This is a genomic window from Oceanospirillum linum, assembly GCF_001995095.2.
GTDB classification, from domain to species: Bacteria; Pseudomonadota; Gammaproteobacteria; order Pseudomonadales; family Halomonadaceae; genus Oceanospirillum; species Oceanospirillum linum.
Genome location: NZ_MTSD02000006.1, coordinates 78,800 through 97,320, shown reverse-complemented (window position 1 = coordinate 97,320; position 18,521 = coordinate 78,800). Strand labels below are relative to the sequence as shown.

The window sequence follows — 18,521 nt, the reverse complement described above, 5'->3', positions numbered from 1 at the left end:
GAGCCTCAGATACAGTTTATGGCTGGCACACCGGACATGCGGGGTCTTTACTCAGGCTCATACTTCGCCATTGAGTATCAAGTGCATCAAAAATCAGCAGGCGACCTGCTGTAGACGACCCTGCTCCTGAAATTAGTTTGATCGCTTCCAATGCCTGCAATGAACCTATCACTCCCACCAGAGGTGATATCACGCCACTCTCTGCGCAACGCATCGCCTCATCGTCACTGTCATCATAAAGGCAGCGATAACAGGGGCTACTCTCCTCACGGGAGTCAAACACGGCTAGCTGGCCACCAAACCGGATTGCCGCCCCCGACACAAGGGGCGTCCTCTCTGCAACACAAGCAGCATTAATGGCAAAACGGGTTGAAAAACGATCGCTGCAATCCAGCACCACATCCGCAAGCCGAACCTGCTCCTGCAAGGCATCGCCTTCCAGCTTTTCCGGCAGAGTCACAATCTGACATTCCGGATTCAGTTCATTCAGCATTGTTTTGGCTGATACAACCTTCGGCTGACCAATACTATTTTGCCGATGCACAATCTGACGCTGCAGGTTGGACAGATCTACTTCGTCAAAATCACTCAGCGCCAGCGTACCAATTCCAGCCGCAGCACAATAAAGCGCTGACGGTGAGCCTAAACCGCCCATACCGATGATCAGTACTCTGGCATCCAGTAAAGCCTGTTGTCCGGCAATATCCACCTCCGGCAACATAATCTGACGACTGTAACGTAGTAACTGCTGATCCTGCATGGTCATCTTCTCTATCGCTGGCAATGGTCGAACACGTAAAAAAATAGGGCTTCAGCAGATGCGGAAAGCCCTATCAGGTATTTTAACCCTTTGATGCAAAAAAACAGATGATCAGGTCAGCTGATTTTCATCAAATTCATTCAGATCAGGAACATAGATAGAGGTATCCTCTTTCACCTCTTCCATCACGACATAGCTTTTGGACTCTTTCACACCCGGCAAAGTCAAAACAACCTCTTCCAGCAGTTGGCGGTACGCCGACATTTCCGGAATCCGGCATTTCAGGATGTAATCAAATTGGCCGGAAACCAGGTGGCACTCCTGAATCTGAGGCTGCTTGGAAACAGCACGACGGAACTCATCGAATACGGCTGAGGACTGAGTTTCCAGACTGATCTCAACAAACACCAGCAGATTAGCCCGCAGATATTTAGGATTCAGATGAGCTTTATAGCCTTTAATAACCCCGTTTCGTTCCAGGCGCTTCACACGCTCCAGACAAGGTGTCGTTGAAAGGCCAACCTGATTCGCCAAATCCACGTAGGATATACGGGCATTATCCTGCAGACAGGAAAGAATTTTCAGGTCAATACGGTCGAGTGCACGAGGTTTAGAAGCTTTCATAGGGGAAATAAAATCTCAATAATCAGAAGGTTTTGCTAGTTATTATCTGTCTTCCAGCAATTATTGCTGATTAGAGCTTATAGCTAAGCGGTAGCAAAATTCAAGGGCTGAGCGGATTTATTGAGTCAGACCTTCTATCTAGTACAGAAAAATCTGCCCGCAATTTTTCTGCCTTTATTGGCAAAGGCATTGCGCAGAGACCACTTTTAAAGCAGGGATATAAGGCAATTAAGGTCGTTGAGCAAAGCTCATACGATCAACACCGGCAAGATCCTGGGCTGTTTGTACATCCTGATAACCTGCAGCTGAAAGAATACCCCGCACTGCACCAGCCTGGTTATAGCCATGTTCGAAAATCAACCAGCCTCCGGGCTTAAGACAGACCTTAGCCTGCAGTGTAATCAGGCGAATATCATCCAGGCCATCAGCGCCGGAAGTCAAAGCGCTTAAAGGCTCAAAACGCACATCACCCTGGGACAGATGGGGATCATCATCCTCGATATAAGGCGGGTTACTGACAATAAGATCAAAGCCACCCCTTGCAACGGCATCCGTTTCCAGTGCCTGGCACCAGTCCGATTGCAGCACAGTGACCTGCTCAAACCCCAGAGCCTTACGATTCGCTTCCGCAAGAGCTACCGCACCAGGGTTAAAGTCGCAGGCGGTAATCCGCCAATCTGGCCTTTCCGCTGCCAGCGCCAGCGCAATGGCACCAGTGCCGGTGCCAAGGTCGGCAACTTTTGCCTCTGTCAGGGGTATCAACTCCAGTACCTTGGCCACAAGATCTTCTGTATCCGGGCGGGGAATCAGAGTATCCGGGCTGACTTTTAAGGTCAGTCCCCAGAATTCACGGTACCCTAACAGATAGGCCACCGGCTCACCTGCTTTACGACGCTCAACCAGCTGCTGAAAACACCGCCACTGCTCATCTTTTAATATTTTATCCGGCCAGGTAAACAACCAGGTGCGGCTCTGCCTGACACAATCCGCCAGTAGGCACTCACTATCTAGTCGCGCGGTATCACTGGTAGCTAGCGCCTCTACCGCCCAATCAAGGGCGGCCTGTACATCTGGCAGCATACTCAGTTACTCAACGCGGCCAGCTGGTCTGCCTGGTGCTCTGCCACCAGAGGATCAAGCACTTCAGACAAAGCACCTTCCATGATCTCATCCAGCTTATACAGCGTCAGATTAATCCGGTGATCCGTCACCCGGCCCTGAGGGTAGTTATAGGTGCGGATGCGCTCGGACCGGTCACCACTGCCCACCAGGCTCCGGCGGGCATCAGACTGCTCCTGAGCTGCTTTATCATCAGCGGCCTGCTGAATCCGGGAAGCCAGAAGGGACATCGCTTTAGCTTTGTTCTTATGCTGGGAGCGCTCATCCTGACACTCGACCACAGTGCCGGTGGGCAGGTGTGTAATACGGATCGCAGAATCTGTGGTATTAACGTGCTGACCACCAGCACCTGATGCGCGGAAGGTATCAATCTTCAGATCGCCCGGATTGATATCAATCGTACCGACCTCGTCAGCCTCTGCCATCACGGCAACAGTGCAGGCAGATGTATGGATACGCCCCTGAGATTCCGTCGCAGGAACACGCTGTACACGGTGCGCGCCGGATTCAAACTTCAGTTGAGAATAAACACGGTCACCTGATATACGGGTGATAATCTCTTTGTAACCGCCATGCTCCCCTTCATTTTGGCTGATAATCTCTACTTTCCAACGCTTTTTCTCCGCAAAGCGAGAGTACATACGGAACAGGTCACCGGCAAAAATTGCAGCTTCATCACCGCCGGTTCCGGCACGGACTTCCAGAAAGACGTTACGTTCATCATTCGGATCTTTCGGTAGCAGCAGCTTCTGTAACTCAAGATCCAAGCGTTCCAGCTCATCTTTACCGGCTTCAATCTCTTCACGGGCCATTTCGCGCAGGTCAGCATCACCATCCTGCAACATGGCTTCAGCTTCCAACATATCCCCCTGAACCTGCTCATACTGGTTAAAGGTTTCTACAACGCCTTCAAGTTCGGAGTATTCCTGTGAGTAGCTACGGAATTTTTTCTGATCAGAGATAACTTCAGCATCACTTAACAGAGCCTGTAGCTCCTCAAAACGATCTTTAAGCAGATCCAGTTTAGCGTGGATGGATGGTTTCATATTTCTCTTCCCGACAGGGCTTTTATAAGCGATATATTTGATGGGTTCCCGGCTTCGACAGTGCCGGAGGTGTGGGCAAAAATGCCCAGACAAGACTAAAAAAGCAGGTTAAGCGTCGCTAATCCAACGCAAACAGAGTTCTGGCACCATTCAGCAGGTCATTGCGATTATCTGCTGACGCCTGGCGCAGCTGCACCATAGGCTCGTGTAAAACCTTATTCGTTAAAGACTGAGAAAAACGCTGGAGCACTTCTTCCGGACTCTGACCTTTCTGCAACTGCTGCAGTGCCTTTTCCAGCTCGGTCACACGGATACTATCGATCTGCTGACGCAAGGTACCGATCACCTGACCCGCACCGCGCTCGCGCCGGGATTGCATAAAGTGACCTACACCCGCAAGAACCAGCTGTTCCGCCTGCTCAGCAGCTTCCTGCCGGCTGCGCATATTTTCCTCAATCACCTCTTTCAGGTCATCAACACTGTAGAGATAAACATCGTCCAGCTCACTCACCTGAGGCTCAATATCACGCGGCACCGCGATATCTACCATAAAAATCGGTTTGTGTTTGCGAACTTTCAAAGCGCGTTCTACCGCGCCTTTACCCAAAATCGGCAGCTGACTGGCTGTGGAAGCTATAACAATATCGGACTTTTCCAGCTGATGAGGGATATCGCTAAGAACAACGGCTTCACCATTAAACTCTTCAGCAACCGCCTGCGCTCTGCTCAATGTACGGTTTGCAACAACCATTCTGCTGACGCCAGCATTACGCAAATGTCGGGCAACTAACTCAATCGTCTCTCCTGCACCAATCAAAAGCGCCTGGCTTTTACTCAGGTCAGAAAAAATACGCTGTGCCATGCTCACTGCGGCATAGGCTACAGAAACGGGGTTTTCACCAATAGAGGTTTGAGTCCGCACCTGCTTAGCAACAGCAAAAGACTGCTGGAATAAGGGGTTCAGCTCGCGGCCAACCAAACCTTTATCCTGCGCATTCAGATAGGCATCTTTAATCTGCCCCAGAATTTGTGGTTCGCCAAGAACCATAGAATCCAGACCACAGGATACACGCATCAGGTGTCGGGCAGCGTCTTCATTGACATATTCGTAGCTGTAACGCGCAAGGTCGGTCAGGTCGAGATTGTGGAATTGGCTCATCCATTCAAGTACAGGCGTTGTATCCTGTCCATGGACGTCAGAGTCTACCACACAATAAAGTTCGGTACGGTTGCAGGTGGATACGACCGCTACTTCGCTGATCTGCGGGTGCTGCCGTAGCTGTTGGAACGCGCCATCCAGCTGTTCCGGAGTAAAAGCTACCCGTTCGCGGATTTCCACAGGGGCAGTTTTATGATTAATTCCAAAGGCAAGCAGGCTCATAGATAACGCTTCTGTCACGGTTCCAGCATTTTTGAGGCTGTGGATAATAGCACACCACAGCTTAAGGTGGCACTCAACCACATGGAAGATAAGGTGTTTTTTTAATTATTCAGATCATAAAAAGGTCAGTTTTTATCAAACTTCACTTGAACAGGCGAACACTCCCATTGCACTATGGAGTTTTAATTAAAAAGTCATCTTCAAGACACGTTTCAAGCCAGATACAGCCCAGTTAAACGTGCTATGCACTCTTTGCCATGTCAGGCATATTCTTCACCCAAGCATTGGCTGACACTGGAGTATAGCGCACCGTTTCTCAGTAACGGGGATACCATGACCAGCGATTTAAAAACACCTTGTGGGGGCCGCCCCCTAAGAAATAGCTTTTCTTTAACCATGCCGCTGCTGCTTTTTTGGGTTATTTATCTGCTGATACAAGACGTCAGAGCATCCACAGACCACCCTAAAACCACAACCCAGACTGAAATACCTGAAAGCCTGACCGTTGGTGTTGTTGCTGACAATGAACCTTACTCCAGTATCGAAGGTCGCACGGCCAAAGGCTTTTCTGTTGATGTGCTCAATGAACTCAGTAAAACCCTGGGTATCCGCTTTGACTACCGGGTCGGTAGCTGGCCGGACATTTATGCTGCGTTTCGAAGAGGTGATCTGGACATTATCGATGAAATATCCTGGCGCGAAGATCGGGCAAAAAATATTCTGTTCACCAGTGCCTATCATCTCCGTCAGACTGTTGTCATGCAGAACAGCGCACAACCCCTTCCCACCATCAAAACACTGGATCAGCTGAAGCCATACCGGGTTGGCATTATGCGGGATATCTACTATCGGGATTATCTCGTTGAGCAGGGCATTAATGTTATCGAATATGACCTCCTGCCTAATCTGGTTCAGGCACTGGCCTTTGGCTGGGTGGATACCATCATTGGCCCGGAAATCACACTAAACTACATGGCTCGCCGGGAAGGTTTTTTCCAACTGGAAGTTAATACACTGGCTCCTCTTAAAGGGATGGAAATTGAAGACTTTCGATTGGGGGTTCTCAAAGACAGACCCGAACTCTTCAAAAAACTTCAGGCAGGCCTCCAGTCCCTGCCTGCCGGATGGCTACAAGAGCTGAATGAACGCTGGATGCAATACGATGGTCAGTCCCCTTTACGTCAGAAACCGCTACAACTGACCCGAAAGCAGCAGGACTATCTGAACCGACTGCCTCCGCTTAGGGTCGGCCTGATGCGAGACTATGCTCCTTTCAGCTTTTCTGATAATGGCAAAGTGCAGGGGCTGAGTGTTGATATCCTATATCGCTTACAGGATCTGACCGGCGTTGAGTTTGTCCCTGTTGTTGACCAATGGAGCAATCTGTTCCAGTTGTTTAAACAAGGTGAGCTCGACCTGATAGCCAATATCTCGGATATGCCGGAAAGACGCGCTTTTACCCGATTCACACAACCTTACCACCGCATTCCCAATGTGGCCTTTACCCGAAATGCTAATTTCCGCCTGAATAAGGCATCTGACCTTTCAGGCTTGCGCATCGCCGTTGGGCAAGGTGTCTTTTATGAGGCCGCCGTGCGCAAACTTTTCCCGGACCAGGTGATCAGCTATACAGAGCAAGCCAGTATGTTTAAAGCTCTGATGGAGAATCAGGTCGACCTTGTTTTGGCCGCTCTGCCCAATGGTAATCACTGGATTCGGGAGCTTGGCATGACAGATGTCTGGATTGCCGGCGAACTCCGGCTGCCGGGCCTGATTGGCGAAGACCTGCGACTCGGCTTACAGCCCGAACTCCAACCTCTCACAGAGATTCTTGACCAGGCATTGAATGACATATCACAGATAGAAAAACGCGCCATAGAGAACCGCTGGCTGGGTGCAAAAGCAATCTCAGACAATGAAACCAGAATCACTTTATCTCAGAAAGAGCAGGACCTTCTGGACCATTGGAACTACACCATTACCTACTGTGTACACCCGGATCGCTACCCCCTGGAAAACAAAAACAGAGAGAACCGGCATGACGGCATGTCAGCAAGTCTGCTGACAATACTGCAACAGAAACTGGATAATCTGCGCTTTGAGTTTCTCCCGACAAACAATTGGCAGGAAACCCTCCTTGCACTCAAAAGCGGAAAATGCGTTATGGCGCCTATGGTTGTCCCCAGCGAGAAGCTTCAACAAAACCTGTTATTCTCAAATAGCTGGTATAACGCTTCCAATGTTATTCTGGGCACCCTGGGTAGCCCTTTTATAGACAGCATCAACGATCTAAGCGGTAAGCGCATCGGCATCAGCCGCGACAGCAATATCCAGCCCATACTGCAACAACGCTACCCACAACTGAAACTCATACCCGTTGACAGCACCCTAAGCGGCATCCAGCAAGTCAGGGAACATGAGCTTTATGGCTTTATCGGAGGGCTGGCTGAAACCAGCCATTTACTGCAACAGGAAAGCCTGGGAGACATCCGGGTACTCGGGCGCTTGCCTGTGGATAGTAATTTTTCCGTTGCAGTGCACCACCAATACCCCCAGTTGCTGGTGTTAATCAACAAACTATTATCCAGCCTTAACAGCACAGAGCTGGATCAGATTGAGAACGACTGGTTGTCCATCAAACTGGAGCAGAAAACCGACTACACGACGCTCTGGCAGCTGGCAGCTGCATTCAGCCTGCTTTTCCTGGCGCTTTTTTACTGGAACCGCAAGCTGGGCAACCTAAATCAGCAGCTACAAAAAGCCAATGAACAACTGGCTCATCTAAGTGTTACGGATCAACTGACAGATCTTGGCAATCGCAACTACCTGAGCCAGACATTTGAAGCCTACATGACACGCTGCCATCAGGATGGCCGAACCGTTGCAATCGCCATGGTAGATGCCGATCACTTTAAGCGGATCAATGATAATTACGGCCATGATGCCGGAGACCTTTGCCTGCAAGCCCTGGCCCAACAGATGAGGACACAATTTAGCCAACCGGATGATCATCTGATTCGCTTTGGCGGCGAAGAGTTTATCATTCTGACATCAGATTCGAGCACAGAACGGCTGGAAGCGCGCCTGCAAACCTTAAGGCTTGCCATTGCAGGCCATCCGGTTTTACAACAGCAGAGATCACTGCATATCACTGTCAGTATTGGAGCCATGGTCGGCCCCGCCGGACATAGCGAACAACTGGATCTCTGGCTAAAGGAAGCCGATCACGCCCTCTATCAGGCAAAGAATAATGGCCGGAATCAACTTGTGATATATGATCGTACGACTTTAGCATCATCCCGGGAAACGCCATAAGCCAACAGACGGATAACCGATAAAACCACGCTGATTAAAAAAGACAGTTTTTTCTGTAGTAGCAACAGGTTAAGCTCTATTGCTATTAATATAAGGGTCTGCAATAGAGAGGCAGGGCGACACCATGCAAGGCATGCCAGCATTTATATCATCTCCGCGTCTGATCAGGGTCAGCTTACTACTGCCTCTGCTCTGGCTATCCGGCTGCCAACAGCAGATAACACAACCCGACGCTCTAAACTTATCACCCAATGATCTGCACCCGGAAGCACAGCTTGCCCCGCATCAGACAGAGCAATCCATTAAGGGACTGGACGGCGAAGCCATTCAGGACTTATTGGCCGCAGAGATTGCAGGACAGCGCAACCAGGTCGGCTTTGCACTTCAGCTTTATCTGGAACAAGCCGCCCGTCTGCAAAGCCCGGAGCTTGCCCGCAGAGCAACCTATATCGCGCAATATGCCGGTGATAATCAAACAACACTGGATGCTGCAGCCCTGTGGAGTGAAACCGCTCCGGATAATACAGAATCCCGACGAATCAGTAGTACACTCCTGCTTCAGCAGGGTGATGTTCTCGGAGCTTTTGACTTCCAGAGCGAGCTACTGTCTATGGGTGAAGAAACACACTTCAGTTACCTTGCGGCCCAAAGTGCAGAAGCGGATGAGTACACCCGGAATGAACTCCTGACAGCAATAAGCAACTTGCTTAAACACCACCCAGATAACCCGGATCTTCTGACAGCTACGGCCCAGCTGCTCTACTTCTCTGGTCATCACCAGCAAGCCAATGAGGTGATTGATATATCACTGGACATCGCTCCTTTGAGTATCCGCAGCATCCTGTTAAAAGCCGATTTGGCCATTACTCAATATGACCTGAGAGCAGGCATCCATATTCTTGAACAGGCGATCCAAAAACAACCGGATAGCCTGCGCCTGCAACTGGCCCTTGCACGTACATTGGTCAAAGACGGTGATATTGACCAGGCGCAGCAGGTATTTTCCAAAATCGCGAGCAATCATCCCGAAAACGGCCAGCTGACACTATCTCTTGCCCTGATCCTGATGGAAAACGGCCTGCCTGAGCAAGCGCGTAACCAGTTGAATAAATTACTGGAAAGAGGCTTCGAGATTGATGCCGCTCACTATTATTTAGGCCGGCTTGAGGAGCAGGAAAATAATGTTCAGGCAGCAACAGATCACTATCGGATGGTCAAAGGAGGTAAGGATTTCCTGCAGGCCCAGGCAAGGGCGGCACAGTTACTGATCGCTCAGGGAGAGAGTGATGAGGCACGTGCTCATCTGGCCACACTACGTCTGACTTTACCTGAGTACAGAGTTCGCCTCTATCTGCTGGAGAGTGAGCTTCTGCTTGCCCAGAACAGGCTTGACGACGCCCATCAGCTACTGACCGAAGCGATATTATCCGAAGGCCCTGACTATGAACTCCTGTACAGCCGCGCAATGATCTCCCTGAAAAAACAGGATATCCCTGCATTGGAACGGGATCTTCGGGAAATCCTGGATAATGAACCTAATAACGCCATGGTTCTGAATACGTTGGGCTATACGCTGACTGAATATACAGATCGCTATCCGGAAGCACTGTTACTGATCCGCAAAGCAGCAGCACTAAAACCGGGCGACCCTGCCATAACGGATAGTCTGGGCTGGGTTTATTTCAGACTCGGACAGCTCAATGAAGCGACACGCTTTCTGCAACAAGCTTATAACCAGCTGCAAGACCCGGAAATTGCCAGCCATTTGATTGAAGTCTATTGGGTTTCGGGTCAACAGGACGAAGCCGTTGATCTGTTACTGGAAGCCAGACAACTTTTCCGGGACAGCCCATTACTCGATGCGGTTGAACAGCGATTACCAGAACTCAGCACTCAGGCCAAACATCAGGAATCTGAGTACCCGACAGAGAGCACGGAGGAAACAGCAGAGACCTTTTCTGCTGAATAGCCATGATCCCCTCAAACAAGATAACGCCTTCAAATAAGATGATACCTTCAAACAAGAAGTACAATAACATCAGACGCCTGCTCAGAAGTGCTGCCATATCTATTTTGGTCGTACTCTCAGGCTGTGGCACTACAGAGCCGCTTAAACAAGCCTCCACCCCTTTTATGGACCAGCATAATCGCAATTTTTCTCAGCTGACACATTTTCAGATTGAAGGAAAAATTCGCCTGAAAACAAAGGATAGCTCCGACAGTGCTAATCTTCAGTGGCAGCAGGAAGGAGAGCATTACAACATGACACTGAGTGGCCCCTTCGGACAAACCGGGGCACGCATGGAAGGCAGCCCTTATCAGGTTATGCTGACCATACCTGACAAAGGACGCTTTATCGACCAGAGCCCAGAGCAGCTACTGTACAACCACTTTGGCTGGGATCTGCCGATCAGCAGTCTTCTATACTGGATCAGAACATTGCCTGCTCCAGGGTCCAGTTATCAGTCAGACCTGAATCAGGCGCAGCAGATTCGTCTTTTACAGCAGGATGGCTGGAATATTCATTATGACCGTTATCGCCCTGTATCCTCCGAATCCACTCAGAGCCCTGAACTGCCTGGCCGAATTAAAGTTAACAGAGGTCAGCTGGAACTGACGCTGATCATCAACCAGTGGCAACTATCAGCCCACCAACTGGCACGCTTACAGTAGTCTGCGTCGCCATCATCCTGACAGTGAAAATAAGTGCCGCTCTGCTAACCGATGGGTTATCCGATATAATCCATCTCTTTTCAGGCCTTGCTTCATCACGCCACAGGTAACTCTCTGATCAGACCCGCCCTATATTTTCGGATTATCGAACCATGCCGACAGCCATAAACATCGAAACACTGACACTACCCGCCCCTGCAAAACTAAACCTTATGCTACATATTGTTGGGCGACGACATGATGGCTATCACTTGCTGCAAACCCAATTTCAGCTCCTCGATTTCTGCGACCAACTAACATTCAGAAAGAGCAAGCAGACCTCTCAGAACCCCAGGATTAAACTAACCACTCAGATTCCCGGAGTAGATGCGGCAGATAATCTGGTCACCAGGGCGGCACACCGGCTTATCCTTTTTTGTCGTGAAAAGGGCTTCCGTCAGCCACTTTCGGATATATCGGTTCAACTGGATAAAAAGATCCCTATGGGCGGTGGACTGGGCGGAGGCAGCTCAGATGCCGCCACAACCCTACTGGGCCTGAACCATATCTGGCAGCTCGGTTGCAGCATCGATGAGCTGGCAAAGATAGGCCTAGCGCTGGGCGCCGACGTGCCGGTTTTTGTCCGGGGGTTTGCCGCCTGGGCCGAAGGTGTCGGCGAAAAACTGACCCCCATTGAACCCAAAGAAGTCTGTTATTTAGTAATTTGCCCTGAATGCCACATCTCAACTCAGGAAATTTTTTGCCATCCTGAATTGACAAGAGATACCGAAATCATGACAATTACGCGCGCACTTGATCAGGGCGGTCATAACGACTGCGAATCGATTGCAAAAGCAACATATCAAGAAGTTGCCCAAGCACTCGATTGGCTTAGTCAGTATGGCAAATCACAGATGACCGGAACCGGTGCCTGTATTTTTGCAGGTTTTAACGACCAGGAATCAGCCGAGGCTGTTTTAGCGGCGTTACCGGATCACTGGCAGGGCTTTATTGCCTGGGGGAAAAACAGATCCCCGTTGCATGAAGCGCTGGCAATCTGAGCTGGTATATAGTTGGGGTATCGCCAAGCGGTAAGGCACTGGATTCTGATTCCAGCATCCCCAGGTTCGAATCCTGGTACCCCAGCCACTTCTGTTTCTGTTGATGCAATGAGATGCACATCAGGCCCGCACTTACTCCCGTCAGACTGAATCCAAAGGTAGTTACACGTGTCAAAATTAATGGTGTTCACGGGGAATGCAAACCCCCAGTTAGCCAGCAAAGTTGTTGATTGTTTAGACATCCGTCTGGGCGATGCCACGGTTGGCCAGTTCAGTGACGGCGAGATGGCTGTTGAAATCAACGAAAATGTACGTGGTAAAGACGTCTTCGTAATCCAGTCTACCTGTGTACCTACTAACGATAACCTGATGGAACTTATCCTGATGGTCGATGCACTGCGCCGTGCATCAGCACAGCGGATCACCGCTGTTGTACCTTATTACGGCTATGCGCGTCAGGATCGCCGCGTTCGCTCATCCCGTGTTCCTATCAGCGCTAAAGTTGTTGCTGACATGATCGTTGCAGTGGGTGTCGATCGTGTATTGACCGTTGATCTGCACGCAGATCAGATCCAGGGATTTTTTGATGTCCCTGTTGATAATGTATATGGTTCTCCAATTCTTCTCGATGATATTGAGCGTCAAAACTACCCGGATCTGGTTGTTGTATCTCCTGATGTCGGCGGTGTTGTTCGTGCCCGTGCAATTGCCAAGCAACTGAATGATGCTGATCTGGCTATTATCGACAAGCGCCGCCCGCAGGCAAACGAAGCTCAGGTAATGCACATCATCGGTGATGTACAGGACCGTACCTGCGTGCTGGTTGATGATATGGTGGATACGGCAGGTACTCTGTGTAAAGCTGCTGAAGCATTAAAAGCACACGGTGCCAAGCGGGTTGTTGCCTACGCAACACACCCTGTACTTTCTGGCCCGGCCATCGACAACGTTCGCAACTCCGTTCTGGATGAACTCATCATTACAGATACCATTCCTTTGACTGATGCAGCTCAGAAATGCGGAAAAATCCGCCAGCTGACGCTTTCCGGTCTGTTAGCTGAAGCGGTTCGCCGTGTCAGCAACGAGGAATCTATCAGCGCAATGTTTCGCTGATTAAAGCGCCATAGCAAAACCGATTTTAACTGGGTGCAGGTTTCTGGTCGCGGAAACCTGTACTGTCTTTATGTAAACCTGAGGAAGTAATCATGACTGATTTTACGCTGAACGCTGTAGTACGCAGCGACAAGGGGAAAGGTGCGAGCCGCCGCCTGCGTCGTCTGGAAAAAGGTACTCCGGCTATCGTATACGGACTGGGCAAAGAGCCTGTAGCCATCTCTATTGAGATGCGTGAGCTGTTCAAGAAACTGGAAAACGAAGGTTTCTACACTCACATGCTGGAACTGAACATCGAAGGCGCAGATAACGAAAAAGTTATCCTGAAAGATATGCAACGTCACCCGTTCAAAGAAATTATCATGCATGCTGACTTCCAGCGTGTTGATGAATCTACCAAAGTTTCAGTTAACGTACCGGTTCACTTTGTTAACGAAGCAGAGTGTAAAGGCGTTAAACTGCAGGGTGGCATTCTGATGCGCCTGCTGACTGAAGTTGAAATTGCAGCGCTGCCTCACCAGATCCCGGATGCGATCAATGTTGATGTAGCTGAGCTGGAAAAAGGCCAGACTATCCACCTGTCTGACCTGACCCTGCCAACGGGTGTTGACGTTGTTGCTCTGAGCAAAGGCGCAGACCACAATGACGGCGTTGTATCTGTAACGACACCTAAAGGTGCTGCTGCAGATGAAGCTGAAGAAGAGGAAGCTGGCGAGGAGTAATCCTGCGCTGACTTTCTGAACGGGGTTTCGGTATGAGTGAAGGTATTAAGCTAATCGTTGGCCTGGGGAATCCCGGGGCAGAGTATGAGCAAACCCGTCACAACGCCGGAGCCTGGTTCGTCGAGGCGCTGGCAAAGCACTGTGGTGTTAGCCTGCGCCCCGAAAAGAAGTACCACGGGCTCTATGCCAAGGCCCGCTTTGAAGGGTCAGACCTTCATCTGCTGATCCCCACCACGTTTATGAATCGCAGCGGACAATCGTTGATTGCAGTTGCCGGTTTCTTCAAGATCCCTCCTGAAGCGATTCTGGTCGCACATGATGAACTTGACATACCTCCGGGTACCGCTCGTTTTAAACAGGGTGGAGGCCATGGCGGTCATAATGGACTGCGGGATATCATCAGCAAACTTGGTAACGAAAAAGGTTTCAACCGTTTACGGCTTGGAATCGGCCATCCGGGCAGTAGTGATAAGGTTACCGGATATGTGCTGGGTCGGGCGCCGAAGCCAGAGCAACAAGCTCTGGATGACTGTATCGATGAAGCCATAAGAGCCCTACCCGATGCAGTAGCTGGCCAATGGGCCGCCGCTATGAATCGCCTGCACAGTTTTAAGTCCGCCTGATCTCTTCTCCCCACCGGTAATGTTTTCTGCCGGATTCTGCCAACCCAATGGTTGGTGTAAGCGCCGGTTCATCCACGCATATCAGGATCATCATCATGGGTTTTAACTGCGGTATTGTCGGACTGCCTAACGTAGGCAAATCGACCCTGTTCAACGCTTTGACCAAATCCGGCATTGACGCCGAAAACTTCCCTTTCTGCACCATCGAGCCCAATACAGGTATCGTGCCAATGCCTGACCCGCGCCTGGATGCTCTGTCAGAGATTGTAAACCCCGAGCGCGTACTGCCAACAACAATGGAGTTTGTGGATATTGCAGGCCTGGTGGAAGGTGCTTCCAAAGGTGAAGGTCTGGGTAACAAATTCCTGGCCAATATTCGTGAAACGGACGCTATCGCCCATGTTGTGCGCTGCTTCGACAATGAAAATGTGATCCATGTTGCTAACCGCGTTGACCCGGCCCAGGATATTGAAATTATCAATATGGAGCTGGCTCTGGCTGATATGGACTCTGTGGATAAAGCGATTCACCGCCTAACCAAAATCGCCAAAGGTGGTGACAAAGAAGCCCAGGCCCAAAAAGCCGTACTGGAAAAAATCCAGCCGCACCTGGCAGAAGGTAAACCCCTGCGCAGCTTTGGTCTGAACGATGATGAGAAAAAACTGCTTCGTTCATACAACTTCCTCACCGTTAAACCCACCATGTACATCGCCAACGTTGACGAAGATGGCTTTGAGGACAACCCATATCTGGATATTGTCAGAGGCATCGCCGAAGAAGAAGGCGCTATTGTTGTTCCGGTCTGTAATAAGCTGGAGGCAGAAATTGCCGAGCTGGACGATGAAGAACGCGATATGTTCCTCGCTGATCTCGGCATGGAAGAAGCCGGGCTGGACCGTGTTATTCGGGCGGGTTACGGCTTGCTTGGCCTGCAAACCTACTTCACTGCAGGTGTGAAAGAGGTCCGGGCATGGACAGTCAAAATTGGCGCAACAGCCCCGGAAGGCGCTGGTGTTATTCATACCGACTTCCAACGGGGCTTTATTCGTGCTGAGGTGGTCAGTTATGACGACTTCATTGAATACAAGGGTGAGCAGGGCGCAAAAGAAGCCGGCAAATGGCGACTGGAAGGTAAAGACTATATCCTGAAAGATGGTGATGTCGTTCATTTCCGCTTCAATGTCTAAAGCGATCTTGCTTTAGCCGTAAAAAAAGCGAAACCGCTAAATAATTACTTGCAGCAGAGGCAGATTACAGTATAATCTGCTCCCGAAATTGGCTATGTAGCTCAGCTGGTTAGAGCACAGCACTCATAATGCTGGGGTCGCAGGTTCAAGTCCCGCCATAGCCACCATATTTTAAAAAGCCGCTTCATATGAAGCGGCTTTTTATTTTGCAGATAATTCTATCCTGTTGTTTTATTTATAGTTTTACAAGAAAACAGCTTGACAGAAAATCGAATTGCAAAGATAATCTGCGCCAACTTCTTCCGGTTCAGTTTAATCGGAATGCAGTTTTGGCTATGTAGCTCAGCTGGTTAGAGCACAGCACTCATAATGCTGGGGTCGCAGGTTCAAGTCCCGCCATAGCCACCATATTCTGAAAAGCCGCTTCCTATGAAGCGGCTTTTTTTTGCCTCCATATCATACTCAGTAGCGCTATCACTCTGTAGCAGAGTCGCTGATCTCAAGTTTATCTCCCGGCCTGGCAGCCAACCCTCTATATCTGATATCCATCACAAAAACCACACCCGCACTCTCGCTGCATGCAGTTCTATAGTATGCTCAGAAAAAAACAATCACCTGATGAAGACCCTCTTCTATGGATTCGCTAAAAAAAGCCCTCTCTCCACTGATTCGCCCCTTAGGCAGCCTGCTTATTCTTGCCATATTTCTGCTGCACGCCATAGGCTACTGGAATATTGGGCTATTCAGTAAACTTGAGCAGATCGCTTACGATGTTCGTATCAATATGACACTGCCTAATGAGGGTGATTCCCAGATTCTGATTATCGATATTGATGAAGACAGCCTCAGAGAAATTGGGCAGTTCCCCTGGCCGCGGGAGTATATTGCTGAGCTGCTGTACATCCTGTTTGGCGAATACGGCATAAGCACTTTAGGGTTCGATATCGTATTCCCGGAAGCAGACCAGCGAGGCGCAACAGAAGCATTAAAAGGGCTTCTGTTAGAAAAGCCTGAATTGACCGAAACCCTCACACCCTTGATTGAGTCAATGGATGGAGACCGACAACTGGCGGGAATACTTAACCAAACCCCAGCGGTACTGGGCTTTTACCTTGACCGGGAGCCAGAGATAGAAACACCCTCCGTTGGTGTACTGCCTGAACCACTGCCGATCAAGAGTCCGATCTCCCCCTCATTACTCCCCATACCAAAAGCACAGCGTTTTTCCGGCAATCAGCCAGTTCATCAGGCAAATGCTCTATCTGCAGGTTTCTTTGACAACCCTCTGGTGGATCAGGATGGCGTTTTTCGCCGTGTACCCATGATCCAGGAGTATCAGGGAAATTATTATCAGTCCCTTTCTTTGGCGGTCGTTCGCAGCGTTCTGGGAATGCCACCGGTGGAATTCATTATCAGCGGCAACAAGAACAACCCCACTCTGGAAGCTCTGGATGTTGGTGGCTTTCGTATCCCGGTGGACAACCAAACCGGCGCTCTGGTGCCCCACTATGGCGGCCGGGGGACCTTTGAATATATCTCTGTGACCGATATCTTTCAGCAGACCGCTGCCAAAGAAAAACTCCAGGGAGCTATCGTTTTGCTCGGCACCAGTGCACCGGGTCTTCTGGACCTGCGAACCACGCCGGTACAAAGCGTTTATGCCGGAGTGGAGGTACACGCCAACCTGATCGCGGGTATCCTGCACCAGTCCTTTAAACACCAACCCAGCTATACCGTCGGCGGAGAGATACTGCTCCTGATATTTCTGGGCCTTTTGCTGACCTTTACACTCCCCAGGCTGAACCCTCTGCCAATTCTGATCGGTTCCGTACTCATCTTCTCCGGTATCTGGTATGGCAACCTGCTTCTGTGGACCGATTATAAATGGGTTTTCCCTCTGGCAACCCCTGTCCTCCTGAGCGCCCTGATTATCGCTTACCAGCTTGCATACGGATACCTTGTGGAATCACGTGGCAAACGCCAACTAACCCGTCTATTCGGCCAGTATGTCCCACCTGAGTTAGTTGATGAAATGAACGAGAACCCCGCCAGCATTTCCCTGGAAGGTGAAAGTCGTGAAATGACAGTCCTTTTCTCAGATGTGCGGGGCTTCACGACCATTTCGGAAGGCCTCAACCCAGAAGAACTCACCCGCCTGATGAATGCCTTTCTGACCCCGATGACAGGCGTTATTCATGAATACCGCGGCACTATCGATAAATATATGGGCGATGCCATCATGGCGTTCTGGGGCGCACCACTCAAAGATCCCCTGCATGCCAAACACGGCGTTGAAGCAGGCCTGAGAATGATTGAGATTATGAAAGAGCTGGGGCCTGAGTTTAAAAAAAGAGGCTGGCCGGAGCTGAAAATTGGTGTCGGCCTGAATACGGGGCCAATGAATGTGGGAAACATGGGCTCCGAATTCCGCATGGCCTACACTGTTCTGGGTGACGCCGTCAATCTGGGTTCCCGACTGGAAGGCCTCACCAAGCAGTACGGTGTAGACCTTATGGTTAGTGAAACCACTGCTGCTGCTGCTGATAATTACCTTTACCGGGAGCTCGACCTGGTCAAGGTAAAAGGCAAGCATGAACCCGTCGCCATCTTTGAGCCTGTCGCATTAAAAGGTTCACTTAGCGAGGCTGAACTCAACACTCTGGATCGCTATCACCAGACCTTAAAACACTTCAGAAACCAGGATTGGGGATATGCTGAAAGACTGCTATCGGAACTGCTCTCTGAGGAAAAACGCATGATTTATGATGTCTATCTGGACCGGATCAATCTGTATCGAGAACAACCACCCGGTAAAGATTGGGATGGTGTTTTTACTCATACATCAAAATAACGAAAAGCTTGCGCTTTGACAGTAATCCAATGCGCTCAACCCAGAAAGCTTAGAGGCTGGCACCCAA

The 18,521-nt window shown here is 50.0% G+C and carries 14 protein-coding genes and 3 tRNA genes; 12 read left to right on the top strand and 5 right to left on the bottom strand.

Annotated features, from left to right (window positions below; genetic code table 11):
- Positions 1–16: 16 nt before the first annotated feature.
- The 5 genes from BTA35_RS13165 to hemA all read right to left on the bottom strand — a co-directional run bounded on the left by BTA35_RS13165 (position 17) and on the right by hemA (position 4,930).
- Positions 17–760: a HesA/MoeB/ThiF family protein gene (locus BTA35_RS13165; protein ID WP_078320273.1), complete on the bottom strand. Its 744-nt coding sequence runs from the start codon at positions 758–760 to the stop codon at positions 17–19.
- Between the two features lie 111 nt (positions 761–871).
- Positions 872–1,384 (bottom strand): Lrp/AsnC ligand binding domain-containing protein, encoded by a 513-nt coding sequence (locus BTA35_RS13160; protein ID WP_078320272.1) that lies wholly within the window; start codon positions 1,382–1,384, stop codon positions 872–874.
- A gap of 228 nt (positions 1,385–1,612) precedes the next feature.
- Positions 1,613–2,464 carry a peptide chain release factor N(5)-glutamine methyltransferase gene (prmC, locus tag BTA35_RS13155; protein WP_078320271.1) on the bottom strand — a complete coding sequence of 284 codons (852 nt, stop codon included), beginning with the start codon at positions 2,462–2,464 and terminating at the stop codon, positions 1,613–1,615.
- Positions 2,465–2,466: 2 nt separating this feature from the next.
- Positions 2,467–3,549: a peptide chain release factor 1 gene (prfA, locus tag BTA35_RS13150; RefSeq protein WP_078320270.1), complete on the bottom strand. Its 1,083-nt coding sequence runs from the start codon at positions 3,547–3,549 to the stop codon at positions 2,467–2,469.
- A 118-nt stretch (positions 3,550–3,667) separates the two neighbouring features.
- Positions 3,668–4,930, bottom strand: coding sequence for a glutamyl-tRNA reductase (gene hemA, locus BTA35_RS13145; protein WP_078320269.1), 1,263 nt, complete (start codon positions 4,928–4,930; stop codon positions 3,668–3,670).
- A gap of 333 nt (positions 4,931–5,263) precedes the next feature.
- Between hemA and BTA35_RS13140 the strand changes: the two genes are divergently transcribed.
- From BTA35_RS13140 to BTA35_RS13085, 12 genes are all read left to right on the top strand, one after another.
- Positions 5,264–8,245 (top strand): transporter substrate-binding domain-containing protein, encoded by a 2,982-nt coding sequence (locus BTA35_RS13140; protein WP_160055233.1) that lies wholly within the window; start codon positions 5,264–5,266, stop codon positions 8,243–8,245.
- 124 nt (positions 8,246–8,369) lie between these two features.
- Complete coding sequence (locus tag BTA35_RS13135) at positions 8,370–10,214, top strand: tetratricopeptide repeat protein (RefSeq protein ID WP_078320267.1); 1,845 nt, start codon at positions 8,370–8,372, stop codon at positions 10,212–10,214.
- A 2-nt stretch (positions 10,215–10,216) separates the two neighbouring features.
- Positions 10,217–10,918 (top strand): lipoprotein insertase outer membrane protein LolB, encoded by a 702-nt coding sequence (gene lolB, locus BTA35_RS13130; RefSeq protein ID WP_078320266.1) that lies wholly within the window; start codon positions 10,217–10,219, stop codon positions 10,916–10,918.
- Positions 10,919–11,070: 152 nt separating this feature from the next.
- Complete coding sequence (ispE, locus tag BTA35_RS13125) at positions 11,071–11,958, top strand: 4-(cytidine 5'-diphospho)-2-C-methyl-D-erythritol kinase (RefSeq protein WP_078320265.1); 888 nt, start codon at positions 11,071–11,073, stop codon at positions 11,956–11,958.
- Between the two features lie 13 nt (positions 11,959–11,971).
- Positions 11,972–12,046, top strand: a tRNA-Gln gene (locus tag BTA35_RS13120).
- An 80-nt stretch (positions 12,047–12,126) separates the two neighbouring features.
- Positions 12,127–13,071 (top strand): ribose-phosphate diphosphokinase, encoded by a 945-nt coding sequence (locus BTA35_RS13115; protein WP_202931261.1) that lies wholly within the window; start codon positions 12,127–12,129, stop codon positions 13,069–13,071.
- A gap of 92 nt (positions 13,072–13,163) precedes the next feature.
- Positions 13,164–13,793: a 50S ribosomal protein L25/general stress protein Ctc gene (locus BTA35_RS13110; RefSeq protein ID WP_078320263.1), complete on the top strand. Its 630-nt coding sequence runs from the start codon at positions 13,164–13,166 to the stop codon at positions 13,791–13,793.
- A gap of 32 nt (positions 13,794–13,825) precedes the next feature.
- Positions 13,826–14,416: an aminoacyl-tRNA hydrolase gene (gene pth / locus BTA35_RS13105; RefSeq protein WP_078320262.1), complete on the top strand. Its 591-nt coding sequence runs from the start codon at positions 13,826–13,828 to the stop codon at positions 14,414–14,416.
- A 95-nt stretch (positions 14,417–14,511) separates the two neighbouring features.
- Entirely contained in the window at positions 14,512–15,603 is a 1,092-nt protein-coding gene (gene ychF, locus BTA35_RS13100) for a redox-regulated ATPase YchF (protein WP_078320261.1), read from the top strand.
- A gap of 90 nt (positions 15,604–15,693) precedes the next feature.
- Positions 15,694–15,770 (top strand) — tRNA-Met (locus BTA35_RS13095).
- Between the two features lie 164 nt (positions 15,771–15,934).
- Positions 15,935–16,011 (top strand) — tRNA-Met (locus tag BTA35_RS13090).
- A 226-nt stretch (positions 16,012–16,237) separates the two neighbouring features.
- Positions 16,238–18,454: a CHASE2 domain-containing protein gene (locus BTA35_RS13085; protein WP_078320260.1), complete on the top strand. Its 2,217-nt coding sequence runs from the start codon at positions 16,238–16,240 to the stop codon at positions 18,452–18,454.
- Positions 18,455–18,521 lie beyond the last annotated feature (67 nt).